Source organism: Niveispirillum irakense DSM 11586 (genome assembly GCF_000429645.1).
Lineage (GTDB): Bacteria > Pseudomonadota > Alphaproteobacteria > Azospirillales > Azospirillaceae > Niveispirillum > Niveispirillum irakense.
Genome location: NZ_AUCG01000016.1, coordinates 593,800 through 609,884, shown reverse-complemented (window position 1 = coordinate 609,884; position 16,085 = coordinate 593,800). Strand labels below are relative to the sequence as shown.

Here is a 16,085-nt window from a genome sequence, read left to right as displayed (position 1 = left end):
TCCCGACCCAGCCTAAACCTGGCAGACTCTATCCCCGCCCTTCCCGATACCAAGCCGCGAAGATCAGGCCCAAGGCCAGCATCAGCACCACCAAGGCCGGTACCAGCGGCACCTGATTGACGCCGGTGACGATATGGTCGCCATTGGCGCGCAGGCCCAGCCAGTCGCGCCCATGCTGGTCGCGGTCAGGCTGGGTGCGGCGGATGCTGGGGATATCCCCCGTCCCGCCCGATGCTGCCAGCCAGAAGATGCCGCCGCCGGTCTGCTTGGCGGCGGGGGCCAGTTTTTCGTCCGTGGTGCGGACATCGGCCAGTTCCGGCGGGTTGATGGTGCCGACTACGGCCAGCGCCGTGCGGGTGCCATCGGTCACGCGCCAGATGCCCGGTTCCGTCGCGGTCAGGGAGGCGCTGGCCTGTCCGTCGCCGCCATCCTGCATCGCCAGTTCCCGTTCCACATCCGAAGGGGAGGTGACGCGCACCGGGCTGGTATCCGGCTCCAGCGAGCGGCGGGTGATGGTGATGCGGTTGCCATCGACAGCGGTGCGGAGGTCATTTTCCTCCAGCTCCGGCTCCTTCATCAGCCAGTGGGCCAGCCGGCGCAGCAGTTCCGCCTGCGGGCCGCCGCCCTCATAACCGCGCGACCAGAGCCAGATATGGTCGGATGCCAGTTGCGCCACGCGCCCCTCGCCCACCCGGTCCAGGATCAGCAGCGGCTTGCCATCGGCACCGGCCATTACCGTGCTGCCCCGGTCGGCCACCACATCCACCTGCCGGAACCAGCGGCCCCATTGCCCCACCCCATCAGCGGCATCGGTCAGGCCTGCCGTCACCGGATGGCGCTTGCCCAACTCGGTCACGCTGGGCGTGAAGGGCTTTTCCGTCACTTCGCCCGTCGGTTCCCCCGGCAGGACCAGCCCCAGGGGGGAACGGTACAGTGACAAAGGCGTGGCGAAGGTCGGGCCGCTGGCTTCCAGGAAGGCGCCGCCCTTTTCCACATAATCGGCGATATTCGCCAGATACATATTGTTGATGACGCCGCGCTTCTTGTAGCGGTCGAAGATGATCAGGTCGAATTCCGACAGCTTCATCTCGAACAATTCCCGGATCGGGAAGGCGATCAGCGACAATTCCCGGATCGGCGTGCCGTCATTCTTCTCCGGCGGGCGCAGGATGGTGAAATGCACCAGATCGACCGACGGGTCGGCCTTCAGCAGGTTGCGCCAGGTGCGCTCCCCGGCATGGGGTTCGCCCGATACCAGCAGCACACGCAGCCGGTCGCGCACGCCATTGACGACGATGGCGGCCTTGTTATTGGCCAGGGTCAGTTCCTGCGGTCCTGATTCCACCGACAGTTCAAACACATTCAGCCCGCCATGACCGATGGGAAAGCTGAGCGGCACCTCTTCCCCCACCGGCACGGCGAAGGCGGTGGCCTCCCGCCCATCCTGGCGCAACCGCACCATGGCGGGGCCGGCGGGGCCCGTGCCGGGCAGGTCATCCACCCGGATGGAAACGCTGATCTCCTTGCCGACAATGCCAAAGCTGGGGGCCTGGACGATGGACAGCCGGCGGTCACCCTCGTCCTGCTCCCCCGTCAGCAGCGTGTGGACGGGGCCGAAGCCGGCAAGACCGGGCAGGGCGGTGGTGACATCATGCACCTGCCCGTCCGTGATCAGGATGGCGCCAGCGATGCGGCGGCGGGGCACATCGGCCACCGCCTGGGTCATTGCCTCCATCAGCCGGGTTTCATCCACCGCGGCCCCTTCCGGCCCTTCGGCGGACTGGCTGCGCACCACGCGCACATCCAGATCCTGTTCCCGTTCCAGCCGGGCCTGCAGGTCGGCCAGGGCTTTTTCCCCCCGCGCCTTGCGCTCGCCGATCTGCTGGCTGGGCGACTGGTCCAGAACGATCACGGCCACATCCTTGATCGGCTCCCGCTTTTCCTCCACCCAGGACGGGTTCAGCAGGGCCAGCACCAGCACGGCCAGCGCGGCAAAGCGCAGCCAGCCGCCGCGCGCGCGCCGCCACAGCCCATAGGCGGCCAGCGCCAGGGCGATGCCGGCCAGCGGCAGCAGCCAGACCAGCGGGATCAGGGGGGAAAGGGCAATGCCGGCACCGTTCATTGTCCCAGCCTTTCCAGGATGGCCGGCACATGGACCTGATCGGCCTTGTAATTGCCCGTCATGGCATACATCACGATATTGATCCCGGTGCGCAGGGCCATTTCACGCTGGCGTTCCGGCCCCGGCACCACGGCATTCAGCGGCCGGCCATTCTCATCCACCGCCCAGGCCCCGGCCCAGTCGCTGGACCCGATGATGATGCTGGATACACCGTCATTCATCTGGTCTTCCTGCGCTTCTGCCCAGACCTCCCCGCCATTATAGCGGCCAGGAAAATCATTCAGCAGATAGAAGGCGCGGGTCAGCACATGGTCCGGCCCCACCGGGGCCAAAGGCGGGATATCCAGGCCTGCCAGCATGGTCTCCAGCTCCGGCCCGCCGGGGCCGGTGGCCCCGCCGCCGGGCATGCGCGTATCCACCAGCAGCATGCCGCCCTGGCGCATATATTCATTCAACCGTTCCCGCGCCCGGTCCGATAAAGGCTGTTGCCCCGGTGTCAGGGGCCAATAGATCAGGGTGAAAAAGGCCAGTTCATCCTGTTCCAGGTCCACCGGCATGGCACCCGCCACCTCAATCGCCGTGCGGTCATCCAGGGCGCGGGCCAGCCCCTGCAGGCCGCTGCGGCTATTATTATCCACCAGCGTGTCACCCGTGCTGACATAGGCCAGCCAGTTGCTGGTGGTGGCCATCACCGCCCGCTCATCCGGGTTGGTCGGCACAGTGACCGGCTGGGCCTGGGCCGATGGCGGCGGGGCCAGCGCCAGCCCGGCCAGCAGCAGCAGGGCACCCAGCGCCGACGGGCGCCGGCGGGGCAATGCGGGCAGCGGCAGCAGCCCGCGCAGGCGCAGCGCCACCAGCAGGTCGATCAGGGCCAGGATCAGGGCGATGGTCAGCAAAGCCGGCTTCAAATCAATCTCTCCGCCCCCGGCATAGGACCGGTGGGGCAGGCCCGCCGCCAGCGGGTCGATGGGGGCCAGGGTGGCCACGGCGGGCGACAGGTTCAACACACGCCGCGCCTCCGCCGTGCCATAGAAGCCCGGCGGATGGGCCGGCCCCGGCAGGCCGCCGGCAGGGGCGGCAGACAGGGATTTGGCGGCGACGGGGAAGGCGGTGGCCGGCGGCGGCACCAGCCTGCCCTGGCCATCCAGCACCTGCTGCGGCGGCAGGGTGCCGGTATCCTCCCCCCCGCTGACCCCGGCGGACAGGGCCACGGTCCGGCGCAGCATCTCCACATACAGGCCGGACAAGGCCAGGTTGGACCAGTCCGGCCCCGCCGTGGTGTGGACCAGCACCAGGGCACCACGCCCGCGCCGTTCCGCCGTGACCAGCGGCGTGCCATCGCCCAGCCGGGCCCAGGTGCGATCGGCCAGATCGACGGAGGGTTCGGCCAGCACCTGCCGCTTCACCGTCACATCGGGCGGCACCGTCAGCCCGGCATAGGGGCTGTTTTCCGGGAATGGGGCCAGCCGGGCCGGCTCCTCCCACGAAAGCGCCCCGCCCAGCGCCCGGTCGCCCGCACGCAGGAAGACAGGCACCAGACCATCGGCATGCTGTGCCAGACGGGGGCCGGCAAAGCGCAGCAGCACGCCGCCCTGGTCGATCCAGCTTTCCAGCCGGGCGGTTTCCGTCTCCGACAAGGTGCCGACATCGGCCAGGATCAGCACGGCCAGTTGCCGTTCCAGCAATTCCGTCACCGATCCGCGCCGCACCTCGGCAAAGGGCGACAAAGCCCGGTCCAGATAATAAAGGTCCGACAGCAGCGTCTGCTCACCCGCCGCATTGCCCGATACCAGCCCCACGGGCCGGCGACGCCAGCGTTCATCCATCAGCAGTACGGCACCCGCCGTGTCCTGACCTTCCAGGCGCAGGCTGGAGACCTCGTTGCGCAGTTCCACCGGCAGATCCAGTGCCACGTTCAGACGGGATTGTCCCGCCTCGAACCGGATATCGGCACTGCCCAGCAGCCTGCCATCATCCCCCAGCGCCCGCAGCAGGGCCGGCTGCGGCAGGTCGGCATGGGAGCGTTCCACCGGCACGGTGAAGCTGCCATTGTCCACCTGCGGCGCGCGGATCAGCAGCGCCGGGCGTTCAGCCCCGTCGCTGACCAGTTCCAGCGGGCCGGCGCGGCGCAGGGCCGTCAGCAGGCCCGTGGTGGCCGCATCCTCCCCCGCCGCTGCCGTGCCATCGGTCAGATAAGCGATATAGGGCGTGCCTTCGGGCCGGAATTCCGCCAGCGCCCTGGTCGCGGCGGCCCGGTCGGTGGGCCAGGGGCTGGGGCGCATGGCCTGCAACAGCGGCAGCATTGTGCCCGCCGGCATCGGCCCGCGCACATGCGGGGCATCGCCATTGGCGGCGGGTGCGGTGGTCAGCATGGCCACGGGGCGGCCCTGGCGATCGGCCTGTTCCACCAGATCCTGCATTGCCCGCTGGCGGGCCAGCCAGTCGCGCCCTGCCGCCCAGCCATCATCCACCACCAGCAGCACCGGGCCGCCGCCGGGCAGGCTGGCGGCGGGGTTCAGCAAGGGTCGAGCCAGGGCCAGGATCACCAGACCGGCCAGGACAAGGCGCAGGATCAGCAGCCAGGGCGGGGTGCGGGCGGGTGTTTCCTCCCGCTGGGTCAGGTCGCGCAACAGGCGCAGCGCCGGAAAGGTGATGGCACGCGGATTGGGCGGGGTAACCCGCAGCAGCCAATACAGCACTGGCAGCACCCCCAGCAGGGGCAGCAGCCAAGGGGCGGCGAAGGCCAGTGATCCGAAACTCAGCATCGGCCTATCCCAAAGCCTGCGACAGCGAGGACCAGAGCGACAGCAGCGCCGTCTGCGGCGGCTTGTCCGTCCGGTGCAAGGTCAGCGTCCAGCCGGCGGCGCGGGCCAGATTGGCCAGCCCCTCGCGCTGGGCGGCCAGCCGTTCGCGATAGGCGGCACGCACCGACTCGACCCTGGGCACCAGCAATTTGCCTTCCCCTTCCAGCCCGCGAAATTCCACCCGCCCGTCGAAGGGCAAATTCTCTTCCGCCGGGTCCAGCACCTGCACCAGATGGCCACGCACGCCGCGCCCGGTCAGATGTTTCAGCGCGGCGTGGATTTCATCCAGCGGGGCCAGCAAGTCACCGATCACCACGGCCTGGGCATGGCGGGGCAAGGGTTCCGGCGGTGGCAGGCCGCTGCCGCCATGCTCCCCCTCCTGCCCCGTCAGCCACAGGGCCAGCCGGGGCATGATCGACCGGGCCGCCGATGCCGGCACCGGCGCACCGGCCAGGGCCACCCGTTCCCCGCCCCGCACCAGCAGGACCGAAAGCGCCAAAGCCAGCAGGTCGGCCCGCTGCCGCTTGGTGGGAAGGGCGCGGGCGGAATGCCAGTTCATGGATGGGCTGTCATCGCGCCAGACCCAGACGGTCTGCGCGGCTTCCCATTCATTTTCCCGCACAAAGACATGGGCGGTCTTGGCCGATTGCCGCCAGTCGATCCGGTTGTTGCCATCACCGGGCTGATAGCGGCGAAACTGCCAGAACGCCTCCCCCGTGCCGACACGGCGGCGGCCATGCACGCCCTGGGCAACGCTGGCGGCCACCCGTTCCGCCGCCACCAAAAGCGGCGGCAGGCGGAGCGCCAGATCCTCGGCCCGATGCTGCGCGTGAAGGGCAGCCTGGATACGGTCCATGCCAGCCTTCAGCGCAAGGGGATGCAAAGCTGGTCGATAATATCGTCCAGCGTGACGCCATCGGCACGGGCCGAGAAATTCAGCGCCATACGGTGGCGCAGCACCGGCTTGGCCAAGGCCAGCACATCATCCAGCGACGGCGTCAGCCGCCCTTCCAGCAGGGCACGGGCGCGGGCGGCCAGCATCAGCGACTGGCTGGCGCGCGGCCCCGGCCCCCAGGCGACATGCTGGCGCACGGCGGGCAGCGGCGATTCCCCCGGACGGGCATTGCGCACCAGATCCAGGATACCATCCACCACGCTGTCACCCACGGGGATGCGGCGCACCAGCGCCTGGGCTGCCATCAGTTCCACCGGCGTCAGCACGGCAAGGGCGGTGGCGGCATCGGCCCCGGTGGTGGCGATCATCATCCGCCGTTCGGCATCCCGGTCGGGATAATCCATATCCACCTGAATCAAGAACCGGTCCAACTGCGCTTCAGGCAGCGGATATGTGCCTTCCTGTTCCAGCGGATTCTGGGTTGCCAGCACATGGAAGGGGCGGGGCAGCGGGTGGTAATGGCCGGCGACCGATACCCGGCCTTCCTGCATCGCCTGCAACAGCGCTGACTGGGTGCGCGGGCTGGCGCGGTTGATCTCATCCGCCATCAGAAGCTGGGAGAAGACGGGACCGGGGATGAAGCGGAAGGCGCGGCGGCCATCCTCCCCTTCTTCCAGCACTTCCGAGCCCAGAATGTCGGCGGGCATCAGGTCGGGCGTGCATTGGATGCGGCGGTCATCCAGCCCCATCACCGTGCCCAGCGTTTCCACCAGCCGGGTCTTGGCCAGGCCGGGCACGCCGATCAGCAGCAGATGGCCGCCGGCCAGCAGGGTGACCAGCGACAGGTCAATCGCCTCATGCTGGCCATAGATGACCCGGCCAATGGCGTCGCGCGCGGTTGCCAGCTTGGCGCCCAGCGCCTCCACCTCGCGGATCAGGGCCTGCGTATCGGTCGAACGGCTGAGATCCAGGGCATTCACCATCGTCAATCCTTGGGAGATGCGGTGCGGCAGCGGGTCGGGCCCAAGCGCCTATGCTGCATGTAGGGCCAACGGGTACCAGAACCAAGACACCGCGACTATGTTATCAATAGGGCACCTATCAACAAATGCCGACAGGCCCTGGCATTTTGGACAGGGGATGGTCTGTTCCACCATGACGGAAAGCAAGCAGAATGACGCGGCACCCGCCGCCAGTGCGGCTGAAACCGATGGTGCCGCCGCTGACGCCGCCACCCGTGCCCTGGCCGGTGCCCGGCCGCCGCACGATCCGTCGCGGGTGCCCACGGCGGCGGATGAAGCCTATGATATCCGCATCGCCCGCGACGGCACCTGGTATTATCACGGCAGCCCCATTGGCCGGCCAGCGATGGTCAGGCTGTTCGCCACGGTGCTGAGGCGGGATGCCGCAGGCGATTTCTGGCTGATCACCCCGGCCGAGCGCGGGCGTATCATTGTGGAGGATGCACCCTTCACCGCCGTGGCGGTGGAGATGGAAGGGGAAGGGCCGGATCAGACCCTGACTTTCCGCACCAATCTGGATGAGATGGTCACCGCCGGACCCGACCACCCCATCCGGGTGAGGACGGACCCCGAGACAGGGGCGCCCAACCCCTATATCCTGGTCCGTGGCGGTGCCGATGCACCGCTTGAGGCCCGGATCAACCGGGCGGTGTTTTATGAACTGGTGGACCGGGCGGAGCCGACGGTAACCGACCGGGGAACAGAGATCGGGCTATGGAGCAAGGGAATGTACTTTCCGCTGGGCCTGCTACCCCCGGCGTGAGCGCGGATATTCCGACGGAGAACGCGATCCGCGAACTGTTCATGCGTCGCCGGACCCCGCCCAGCCGTATGACCAATGTGCGGGGTGATCAGGATGGCAATCCCGGTTTTTCGCTGCCGGCGGAACTGCGCGACGCCGCCGTTCTGGTGCCGCTGGTCGATAGGCCGGATGGCTTTACCGTGCTGCTGACCCAGCGCACGGCGCATCTGGCCGCCCATGCCGGCCAGATCAGCTTTCCCGGCGGGCGGGTGGAGCCGGAGGATAAAGACCCCCACGACACCGCCCTGCGGGAGACGGAGGAGGAGATCGGCCTGCCCCGCCACCGGATTGAGCTGCTGGGCCACATGGATACGTATATCACCCGCACCGGCTTCCGCGTCGTGCCGGTGGTGGGCTTTGTACGCCCGCCCTTCATCCTCAATCCCGACCCGCATGAGGTGGCCGAGATCTTCGAGGTGCCGCTCTCCTTCATCCTGGACCCGGCCAGCCGCCGGCGGGAGACGCGGGAATTCAAAGGCGCGATGCGCCATTTCTGGGCCTTCCCCTATGGCGAGCGCTATATCTGGGGCGCCACGGCGGGGATGTTGATCAATCTCTGCGACCTGCTGGACGGCCTGCGGGACTAGCGGGGGGGCATGGCCCCCGCCATCCCACCCGTCCTCACATGCGCGGCTGGTCGCCTGTGCTGGCGAAGACGCTGTGCAGGAACCAGCCGATGCAGGTTGTCAGCAGCATGAAGCCACCCCATTGGCGGCTGACGCTCATCACGCCCAGGGCGGCGGCAAAGGCGAGGCCGTAGATCACCAGAGACTTTTTCATTTCGCGTTCCATTTTCCAGTATGCGCGCAGGAAGCGCGCAGGCGCAGCCCTTCAGGGGCGCGCATGATCGTTCAAGGTTGGATCAGGTCAGGAAAAATGGAACGGCGGTCCGGTGGGCTGGCGGGGTCCCTGATGCACAGGTCGTGCAGGGGGCGGCATCTCCCAGCCGGCCAGGACAAGTACCCGTGGCGGCAGCGGCGGGACCACCGGGTCGACGGCAAGGGCGATGCGGGCCGGATGCCCGTCCCCGCCATGGCTGCTGTCCGGTCGCGCCCCTTCATCGGCGGTCACGACCGGGGCCAGGGACAGGCTGGCGACGCCGGAAGGGACACGCCCGATACTGCTGGCATTGCTGCCGGTCTGGCGGTCGCTCTCCGTGCCCGTCGGCACCGGCAGGGCAGCCGCCCCCACCAGGGCCAGGGCGACCAGCAGCAAGGCCGCCTTCACCCTGTCCGACCCATGGCGCAGCCACCGGCCCATCGGGCCGGCAATCAACTGTGCAAGGGTGGGGGCGGGTGGCATCGGGTCGGGGGGCACGTCAAATCAAAATAGGCAGGCGATAGAGATGGCCCTGTCTTCAGCCGCGCGCAAGGGCAATTCCGTTCTGCAGCGCCTGGGCCATTTTATCGGCCTTGGCTTTGAAGGCCGCCGCGATCTCCGGCACGAACAGCCGTTCCGCTTCCATCCCGAACAGGATCAGCCAGCGGGCGAAATGCGCGGGTTTCAACCCGTCGATCATGGCATGGGTCTGCATCGGCCTGCCATCATAGCGCGCGGTGGCCAGCATGACGGACGACCAGAAATCATGCACCTTGCGCAGATGGATGGCCCATTCCGCCTCCCCTTCTCCCACCATGCGGGAGAAAACGGGGCCCAGCACGGGGTCGCGCCGCGCTTCGCCATAAAAGGCGACGATCAGGGCGGCGATGCTTTCATCGTCGATACGGTCATAGGCATTCATGGGACGCACGGGGCTTTGCGGATTAAGGACGGGCGCATGATAGCAGCGGGGAGGTTTTGACACCCGCCCGCCGCAGGACGGTTTGCGTTGCGCCGCGCGCTTGCCTACAATCCCATCCAAAGAACAGCGGGATCGGACCCATGCCGCGCGGCGACCTTTTTTTCCCCCTTGAGCCCTTCCAGACCGGCCGTTTGAAGGTCGATGATATCCATACCCTGTACTGGGAGCAGTCGGGCAATCCAGACGGCGTCCCGGTGCTGTTCCTGCATGGCGGGCCGGGGGCGGGGGCATCGCCCACCCATCGCCGCTTCTTCGATCCCAGCCATTACCGCATCATCATCCTGGACCAGCGCGGGGCCGGCCGGTCCAGCCCGCTGGGCGAATTGCGGGATAATGACATCCCGCATCTGGTGGCTGATCTGGAAGCGCTGCGCACACTGCTGGGGATTGAGCGCTGGATGGTGTTCGGCGGGTCCTGGGGCTCCACCCTCTCCATCGCCTATGCCCAGGCCCATCCCGGCCGTGTGATCGGACTGGTACTGCGCGGCATCTTCCTGATGCAGCAGCACGAGATCGACTGGTTCCTCTACGGGATGCGCAACATCTTCCCCGAAGCCTGGAACCAGTTCGCCGCCTATATCCCGGAGGCGGAGCGCGGCGACCTGCTGGACGCTTATTGGCGCCGCCTGACCCATGAGAATCCCAGCGTGCGGATGCAGGCGGCACGGGTCTGGAGCATGTATGAAGGGGCCTGCTCCACCCTGCTGCCCAGCCCGGAGCTGGTGGCTGCTTCCGGCGAGGACGTGCATGCGCTGGGCTTGGCCCGGATTGAGGCGCATTATTTCCGCAACAACATGCTGAACCCGGAAGACAAGCTGCTGCGCGACGTGGAGAAGATCCGCCACATCCCGGCTGTGATCATCCAGGGCCGGTACGATATCGTCTGCCCCATCGCCACGGCTGATGCGCTGCACCGGGCCTGGCCGGAAGCGGATTATATCGTCGTGTCCGATGCCGGGCACAGCGCCATGGAACCCGGCATCCGCACGGGTCTGGTCCAGGCCATGGAACGGTTCAAGACGCTGCGCTAAAAGATACTTCGGGGAAACCTAGACCATTTTCTCTTTTTGACCTGTAAGCGCTCGGAAAAATTGACGTTTCCGTCTTTTTTCACGCATGTACTAGCCTTAAGCATATATCATGCACACACAGGCATTCAGCCACCCATATCCAATTGATATAAACTGATTTTCTTTCAAATCTCCTATGTTTCCATCAACGCGCACTTAACCAATTTTTATGATTCTCAATTAATAATCAAAGTCACCAGAACAAACTCTGGCAAGACAAATCAACCAATCAATGACTTCTTACCTGGAAACAGGGATATGGCGCAGAGTTAATACTCCCGCGTCCTGCACCCCTATTTCCTTGATCATCGTCATATCAAATCGAACCGGGAAATGGGGCAATGAAGATGAAAAAGATGTTCAGGGATCTTCGTATCGGCCGCAAATTTCTGATGGTGTTTGGCGCGCTGATCATAACCACTGTTGCGGTCGGTGCAATCAATCGCACGCAGCTGGTTTTTATCCGCAGCAGCAATGACATGACGGTGCACACCTATGAGGTGATGCGCACAATCCGCAAGCTGGTAACCGCGAAGGCAGATCAGGAAACCGGCGTGCGCGGCTTCCTGCTGACACAGAACCCGGAATTCCTGGAACCTTACAATATGGGAATGAAGGTGTTCGCGGAATCCATGGAACGCGCCCGCGTACTCGTGGGGGACAATCCCGCCCAACTCCGGCGATTGGACATCATCCAGCAGGCCTCTGATGAATGGCTGGAAAAGGTGGCGCGTCCCCAGATCGCGGGCATTCAGAACGCGGAAACCCGGGAAGCCACGCTCGCCAGTGTTGGCAACGGCACCGGAAAAGGGCTGACCGACAAGCTTCGCGCCATGTCTGAAGAGGCCCAGAATGAAGAGCGCCGGTTGCTGGAACAGCGTTCCAGTGCGTTGGCCAGGGCTTTTTCCATGGCCGATATCGCCACCATCGGCGGCGGTCTTCTGTCACTTCTGATTGCGATCATGGCTGGTTTCGGCCTGACATCCGCCATCGCCAGACCAATCGGGGCCATGACAGCGCAGATGCGCAAACTGGCCGATGGCGATAAGGAGATCGTGGTTGGCGGGCTGGATCGTCGTGACGAGATCGGCGACATGGCGCAGGCGCTGGAAGTATTTCGCCAGAACGCCATTGAGGCTGAGCGGCTGGCCGCGGCGCAGACTGCCGAACAGGAAGCGAAGATCGCTCGAGCCATCGCGATTGATGCCCTGATCGCTGGTTTTGATCACAAGGTGGCGGCGATGCTCGGTACCGTGTCCGGGGCGACCAGCCAGCTCGACGCGACCGCCCAGGGCATGAACGGGATTGCCTTGCAAACCCGCAGCCAGGCAACAGCCTCCGCCAGTGCGGCGGAGCAGACGGCAGCCAATGTGCAGACGGTGGCATCAGCCGCAGAGGAGATGGCTGCCTCCATCCAGGAAATCGCCCGTCAGGTCAACCGTTCCACCGAGGTGGCCGGATTGGCAACAGCAGAAGCCGAGCGGACCGACGCCACCATGCAGGCCCTGGCCGAGGCGGCAAATAAGATCGGCAATGTCTTACAACTGATCTCTGACATTGCTCACCAGACCAACCTGCTGGCCCTGAACGCCACCATCGAGGCAGCACGGGCTGGTGAAGCGGGCAAGGGCTTCGCGGTCGTCGCTGCCGAGGTCAAGGGCCTGGCGCTCCAGACCGCCAGGGCGACGGACGAGATCAGCCAGCAGGTGCAGGCGATGCAGTCGGTTTCCGGCGCGGCTGTCGGTGCCATCCGCACGATTAATGGCACCATTGCCCAGATCAATGATGCCATGGCCGCCATCTCTGCCGCGGTGGAAGAACAGAACGCCACAACCCTGGAAATCAGCCGCAACGTGCAGCAGGCGGCTGTCGGTACCCGCGAGGTCTCGCAGAACATTGCTAATGTGAATGTCGCCGCCAGCGAAACCGGCACCTCTGCCAGTCAGGTTCTGGGTGCAGCCCGCGACCTGGGTCGTCAAGCCCAGGAGATGAAGGGCGAGGTGGAGAGCTTCCTGGCCGGTATCCGGGCCGCCTGATCTGCACCGAATATCATGTTGGAAAGAGGCGTCCTGCACGGGGCGCCTCTTTTCCATATCCCTATATGGTAGCGGGGTCAGTGGGCCTGACGCGCCACCGCCCGATCCCCGACATAGGGATTATTCTGCCGTTCCCGGCCAAAGGTGGACAGGCCGCCATGGCCGGGCAGGAAGGTGATGTCGTCGCCCAGCGGGAACAGCTTGTCTCGGATGGAGCGGATCAGATCATCTGCATTGCCGCCGGGGAAATCGGTCCGCCCGACGGAGCCTTCGAAGATCACATCGCCGACGATGGCGAAGCGTGACGGGGCATGGAAGAAGACAACATGGCCCGGCGTATGGCCCGGGCACTGGATCACGGACAGGGTCTGGTCGCCCACTGTCACCGTATCCCCTTCCACCAGCCAGCGGTCAGGGGTGAAGGAGCGTGCATAGGGAATGCCGTAGGAGGCGCCCTGTTCCTTCAGGCCCATCAGCCAGTAATTATCCTCAATCGCCGGGCCTTCCACCGGTACCTTCAACGCTTCCTTCAGGTCGGCGACGCCGGCGGCATGGTCGATATGGCCATGGGTCACCAGGATGCGTTCCACCGTCAGCCCGTTTTTGGCGATGACGGCCTGCACCGCATCCACCGTACCACCGGGGTCGATCACGGCGGCGCGGTTGGTGGCGGTACACCAGATGATGGAGCAGTTCTGCTGGAATGGCGTGACCGGGATGATCACGGCTTTCAGGGGCGGGGTCTGGCTCATCATCGGGTCTTTCACGGCGGTGCGGGAGGAGGTTCACATTCCCCGTGGGTGACATTGCCAGCCGACCCTGTCAACCATCGGCCCGCGCCGGTCGGGGCGTGGGCCCACCCTCTTCGGCCAGGGGGAAGCCTTCATCCTCCCCTTCCTCCAGCCCAATGGCGCGTAGCTCCCGCCGGGCCCGGTTGGCGATGACGATGGCAACCAGCACCGTGGCCGCCAGACCGATGCCGATCATCACCCATTCCCAGAAGCCGCGCTCTGCCCCTGGCCGCCCGGCCATGCCGATATAGACGAACAGCAGCGACCCCGGCAGGGAGCCCAGCACCGTGGCCAGCAGAAACCAGCCGAAGGAAAGCCGCGTCACGCCCAGCAGGTAATTCTGCATGTTGAACGGGATCAGGGGACTGAGGCGCAGCAGGGTGATGACGGTCCAGCCTTTTGCTGCCACGGCGCGGGCCACCGCCTTCAACTTCGGCCTTTGTTCGATCATCCGGTCGATGCGTTCATGCGCCAGATAGCGGGCGGAAAGAAAGGCCAGGGCCGAGCCGACCGTGGCCGATGCCACAACCAGCGGCAGCCCCCACAGGCCGAAGACAAGACCCGCCACCATGGTCATGGGCGCCCCCGGCACCATGGCCAGGGTGGAGATGATATAGGCCACGGCGAAGGCGAGCGGCGCCCACCAGCCGAAGCCATTGATCCATTCCCGGAAAGCGCCCATCCATTCGCCCACCGGCAGCAGCGCCCAGGCGAGCGCGATGGCGATAATGACCAGGATGCCGGCGCCGACACGCAGAACCAGCCGCCGGGCACTGCCCGGCGCCCGTGCGGCCTGGACCGTGCGGGCCGCGGCCTGTGCCGTGCCTACCGTATCCCGCACTCCCGTGCTGATCCATGTGCCGATCATGCGCAACCCGCCTGACTGTTCCTTGCACCCGATAGGGGAACGGTTTTGGCATCGGCTTGTTGCATCGCGCCCGGCCTGGGCGTGCACAGGGCTCAGACGCGGGCGCGCAGGTCTTCCAGCCCGCGATCATGGATCCCCAGTTCGCGCAGATGGGCGATCAGGCTGTCCAGGTAATCGATATTGCGGCCGGACTGGCCCTCCCCCTGCCGGATCAGCGCGGCTGTACCGTCGGGGCCAAGACGCCCACAATATTGGGCGTGGGACCGGTCTGCGGTGAAGGCAAGCGCCGTGATGCGCCCACCTTCAGCCTCCAGCCCCACCCGGCGGGGAACATAGACGCGATAGGCCATTTCCCGCTGCCACAGATAAGCCAGCACAGCGGGCACATCCGCCGCCGCCACCTGATAGGCGATGCCCCTGCAGGAACCGCCGCGATCCAGCCCCAGCACAGCCCCCGGCTTTTCTGGGGTTCCGCGATGCTGGTGGCTGTAGATGCAGAAGCAGCGGTGCCAGCCGCGCAACAGGGCCTGTACCCGCGCCACGGAGGGGAAGGCCGGGTTCCACATCAAGGAGCCATAGGCGAAGACCCAGAGATCCTCCCCCGGCGGATGGTCGAAATCGACGATGGGGACGGGAGCGGATGGGGAGGCTTGAACGTTCATCTTATCCTGGCACTTTCGCACCTGCGAAGCTTAGCGCAAGGTGCCTGCGCAGGGAACCCGCCCTTGACGGCCCGCCCGTTCCGTGGCGCCCTGCCGCCGACCACTCTTTCTGCCTGTGCTGGACCCCGCCTGATGCGATTGCGCCCGATCTCCCTTGCCGTTGCCCTGCTGCTGCTGTTGTTCCTGGCCTATACGGGATGGTGGGTGGCGGCATCGGCGCAATTACGCCGTGCCGTCAACGATGTCGTGGCAGCACAGCAGGCACAGGGCAACAGCATCAACCCGACCGAGCCCGCCATCGGCGGCTTTCCCCTGCGCCTGTCGCTGCGGCTGGATCAGGCCCGCTGGCAACGATCCGATGGCATGCTGGTGGAGGTCGGAAGCCTGGAGGCCTGGGCCCGCCCCTGGGACCCGCTGCGCATCACCCTGCATCTGGATGGTGGCGCGCGGGTTGTCGGACCGCCGCGCGGGACGGAAGGAACCCTGGCCCTGACGGCCCCCGCCGGCGAAGGGGAATTGCGGCTTGCCAGACAGGGCGGCATTCAGCAGTGGAAAATCCATCTGGACCAGCCCCGTCTTGAAAGCGGTGGCTTGATGGGCCCGCTGGCCGCATCCAGCCTGGATCTGTCCTGGACGGTGCCCGCATTGACGGCGGCAACACCCACACCCGTGATCGGCAGTTTCAATCTGCTGGCCCGCGCCATCACGCTGCCCGGCCCCGTGCCGCCGCCGCTGGACGCAGAGATGCAGGAAATCGCCCTGGAAGCGCAATTACACGGCATCCTGCCGCCCAACCCCGATCCGGCCGCGTTGCGTGGATGGAGCGAGGCCGGCGGCACAGTGGAAGTGACGGGTTTCCGCCTGCTCTGGAGCGGAATGGATCTGCGCGGCAACGCCACCCTGGCGCTGGACGAGATGCTGCAGCCCCAAATGGCCGGCAGTGCGGAACTGTCCGGGGCCGATGCCCTGGCCGACATGATGGTTGCCCGCGGCACGCTGAGCCGGGACCAGGGCAAGGCGATGAAGACGGCGCTGGGCTTTCTTTCCCAGCAACAGCCGGATGGTCGCCGGGTCGTGCGGGTGCCGCTGACCATCCAGGATCAGCAATTTTCCATCGGGCCGATCCGCGTGGGGCAAATGCCTTTTATCGAATGGGAGTGAACAGGCGACACCCTATCACACCGTTACACGCGGAAGGGTAAGACGTCCCGG

15 protein-coding genes are annotated in these 16,085 nt (G+C 66.1%); 5 read left to right on the top strand and 10 right to left on the bottom strand.

Annotation, left to right across the window (positions count from 1 at the left end; all coding sequences use genetic code 11):
- Nucleotides 1-28 precede the first annotated feature (28 nt).
- From G473_RS0106370 to G473_RS0106355, 4 genes are read right to left on the bottom strand one after another with little or no spacing between them, the layout of a single operon-like run.
- Complete coding sequence (locus G473_RS0106370; protein ID WP_029012418.1) at nt 29-2,122, bottom strand: membrane protein; 2,094 nt, start codon at nt 2,120-2,122, stop codon at nt 29-31.
- A complete protein-coding gene (locus tag G473_RS0106365) occupies nt 2,119-4,887 on the bottom strand; it encodes a DUF4159 domain-containing protein (protein WP_029012417.1) in 2,769 nt (922 codons plus the stop codon). Before G473_RS0106365 ends, G473_RS0106370 begins: the two co-directional genes overlap by 4 nt.
- A 4-nt stretch (nt 4,888-4,891) precedes the next feature.
- On the bottom strand, nt 4,892-5,782 hold the full coding sequence (locus tag G473_RS0106360; protein ID WP_029012416.1) for a DUF58 domain-containing protein: 891 nt from the start codon (nt 5,780-5,782) through the stop codon (nt 4,892-4,894).
- A gap of 8 nt (nt 5,783-5,790) precedes the next feature.
- A complete protein-coding gene (locus tag G473_RS0106355) occupies nt 5,791-6,804 on the bottom strand; it encodes an AAA family ATPase (protein ID WP_029012415.1) in 1,014 nt (337 codons plus the stop codon).
- A 172-nt stretch (nt 6,805-6,976) separates the two neighbouring features.
- On the opposite strand from G473_RS0106355, the gene G473_RS0106350 reads away from it, so the two are divergent.
- Nucleotides 6,977-7,606 (top strand): DUF1285 domain-containing protein, encoded by a 630-nt coding sequence (locus G473_RS0106350; RefSeq protein ID WP_084437663.1) that lies wholly within the window; start codon nt 6,977-6,979, stop codon nt 7,604-7,606.
- Nucleotides 7,558-8,232: a CoA pyrophosphatase gene (locus G473_RS0106345; RefSeq protein WP_029012413.1), complete on the top strand. Its 675-nt coding sequence runs from the start codon at nt 7,558-7,560 to the stop codon at nt 8,230-8,232. The genes G473_RS0106350 and G473_RS0106345 overlap by 49 nt, the downstream gene beginning before the upstream one ends.
- Nucleotides 8,233-8,266: 34 nt before the next feature.
- On the opposite strand, the gene G473_RS30225 is transcribed toward G473_RS0106345, so the two are convergent.
- The 3 genes from G473_RS30225 to G473_RS0106330 form a co-directional block, all read right to left on the bottom strand.
- Nucleotides 8,267-8,425, bottom strand: a complete 159-nt coding sequence (locus tag G473_RS30225) for a hypothetical protein (protein WP_154667280.1) — start codon at nt 8,423-8,425, stop codon at nt 8,267-8,269.
- 87 nt (nt 8,426-8,512) lie between these two features.
- Complete coding sequence (locus G473_RS0106335; protein WP_154667279.1) at nt 8,513-8,962, bottom strand: hypothetical protein; 450 nt, start codon at nt 8,960-8,962, stop codon at nt 8,513-8,515.
- Nucleotides 8,963-9,002: 40 nt separating this feature from the next.
- The gene (locus G473_RS0106330; protein WP_425411558.1) at nt 9,003-9,395 is read right to left on the bottom strand and encodes a group III truncated hemoglobin; all 393 of its coding nucleotides are present in this window, start codon (nt 9,393-9,395) and stop codon (nt 9,003-9,005) included.
- 131 nt (nt 9,396-9,526) lie between these two features.
- Here G473_RS0106330 and pip point away from each other — a divergent pair, with 131 nt between their 5' ends.
- On the top strand, nt 9,527-10,477 hold the full coding sequence (pip, locus tag G473_RS0106325; RefSeq protein ID WP_029012410.1) for a prolyl aminopeptidase: 951 nt from the start codon (nt 9,527-9,529) through the stop codon (nt 10,475-10,477).
- 395 nt (nt 10,478-10,872) lie between these two features.
- Nucleotides 10,873-12,552, top strand: a complete 1,680-nt coding sequence (locus G473_RS0106320) for a methyl-accepting chemotaxis protein (RefSeq protein WP_161630950.1) — start codon at nt 10,873-10,875, stop codon at nt 12,550-12,552.
- 77 nt (nt 12,553-12,629) lie between these two features.
- Here the strand turns inward: G473_RS0106320 and G473_RS0106315 are convergent, their stop codons facing one another.
- The 3 genes from G473_RS0106315 to G473_RS30220 form a co-directional block, all read right to left on the bottom strand.
- The gene (locus G473_RS0106315; protein ID WP_425411557.1) at nt 12,630-13,307 is read right to left on the bottom strand and encodes an MBL fold metallo-hydrolase; all 678 of its coding nucleotides are present in this window, start codon (nt 13,305-13,307) and stop codon (nt 12,630-12,632) included.
- A gap of 67 nt (nt 13,308-13,374) precedes the next feature.
- Nucleotides 13,375-14,211: a TVP38/TMEM64 family protein gene (locus G473_RS25400; protein ID WP_051329939.1), complete on the bottom strand. Its 837-nt coding sequence runs from the start codon at nt 14,209-14,211 to the stop codon at nt 13,375-13,377.
- A gap of 92 nt (nt 14,212-14,303) precedes the next feature.
- Entirely contained in the window at nt 14,304-14,873 is a 570-nt protein-coding gene (locus G473_RS30220) for a gamma-glutamylcyclotransferase (RefSeq protein ID WP_154667278.1), read from the bottom strand.
- Between the two features lie 63 nt (nt 14,874-14,936).
- Between G473_RS30220 and G473_RS29820 the strand changes: the two genes are divergently transcribed.
- Nucleotides 14,937-16,034 carry a DUF2125 domain-containing protein gene (locus tag G473_RS29820; protein WP_029012406.1) on the top strand — a complete coding sequence of 366 codons (1,098 nt, stop codon included), beginning with the start codon at nt 14,937-14,939 and terminating at the stop codon, nt 16,032-16,034.
- Nucleotides 16,035-16,085 lie beyond the last annotated feature (51 nt).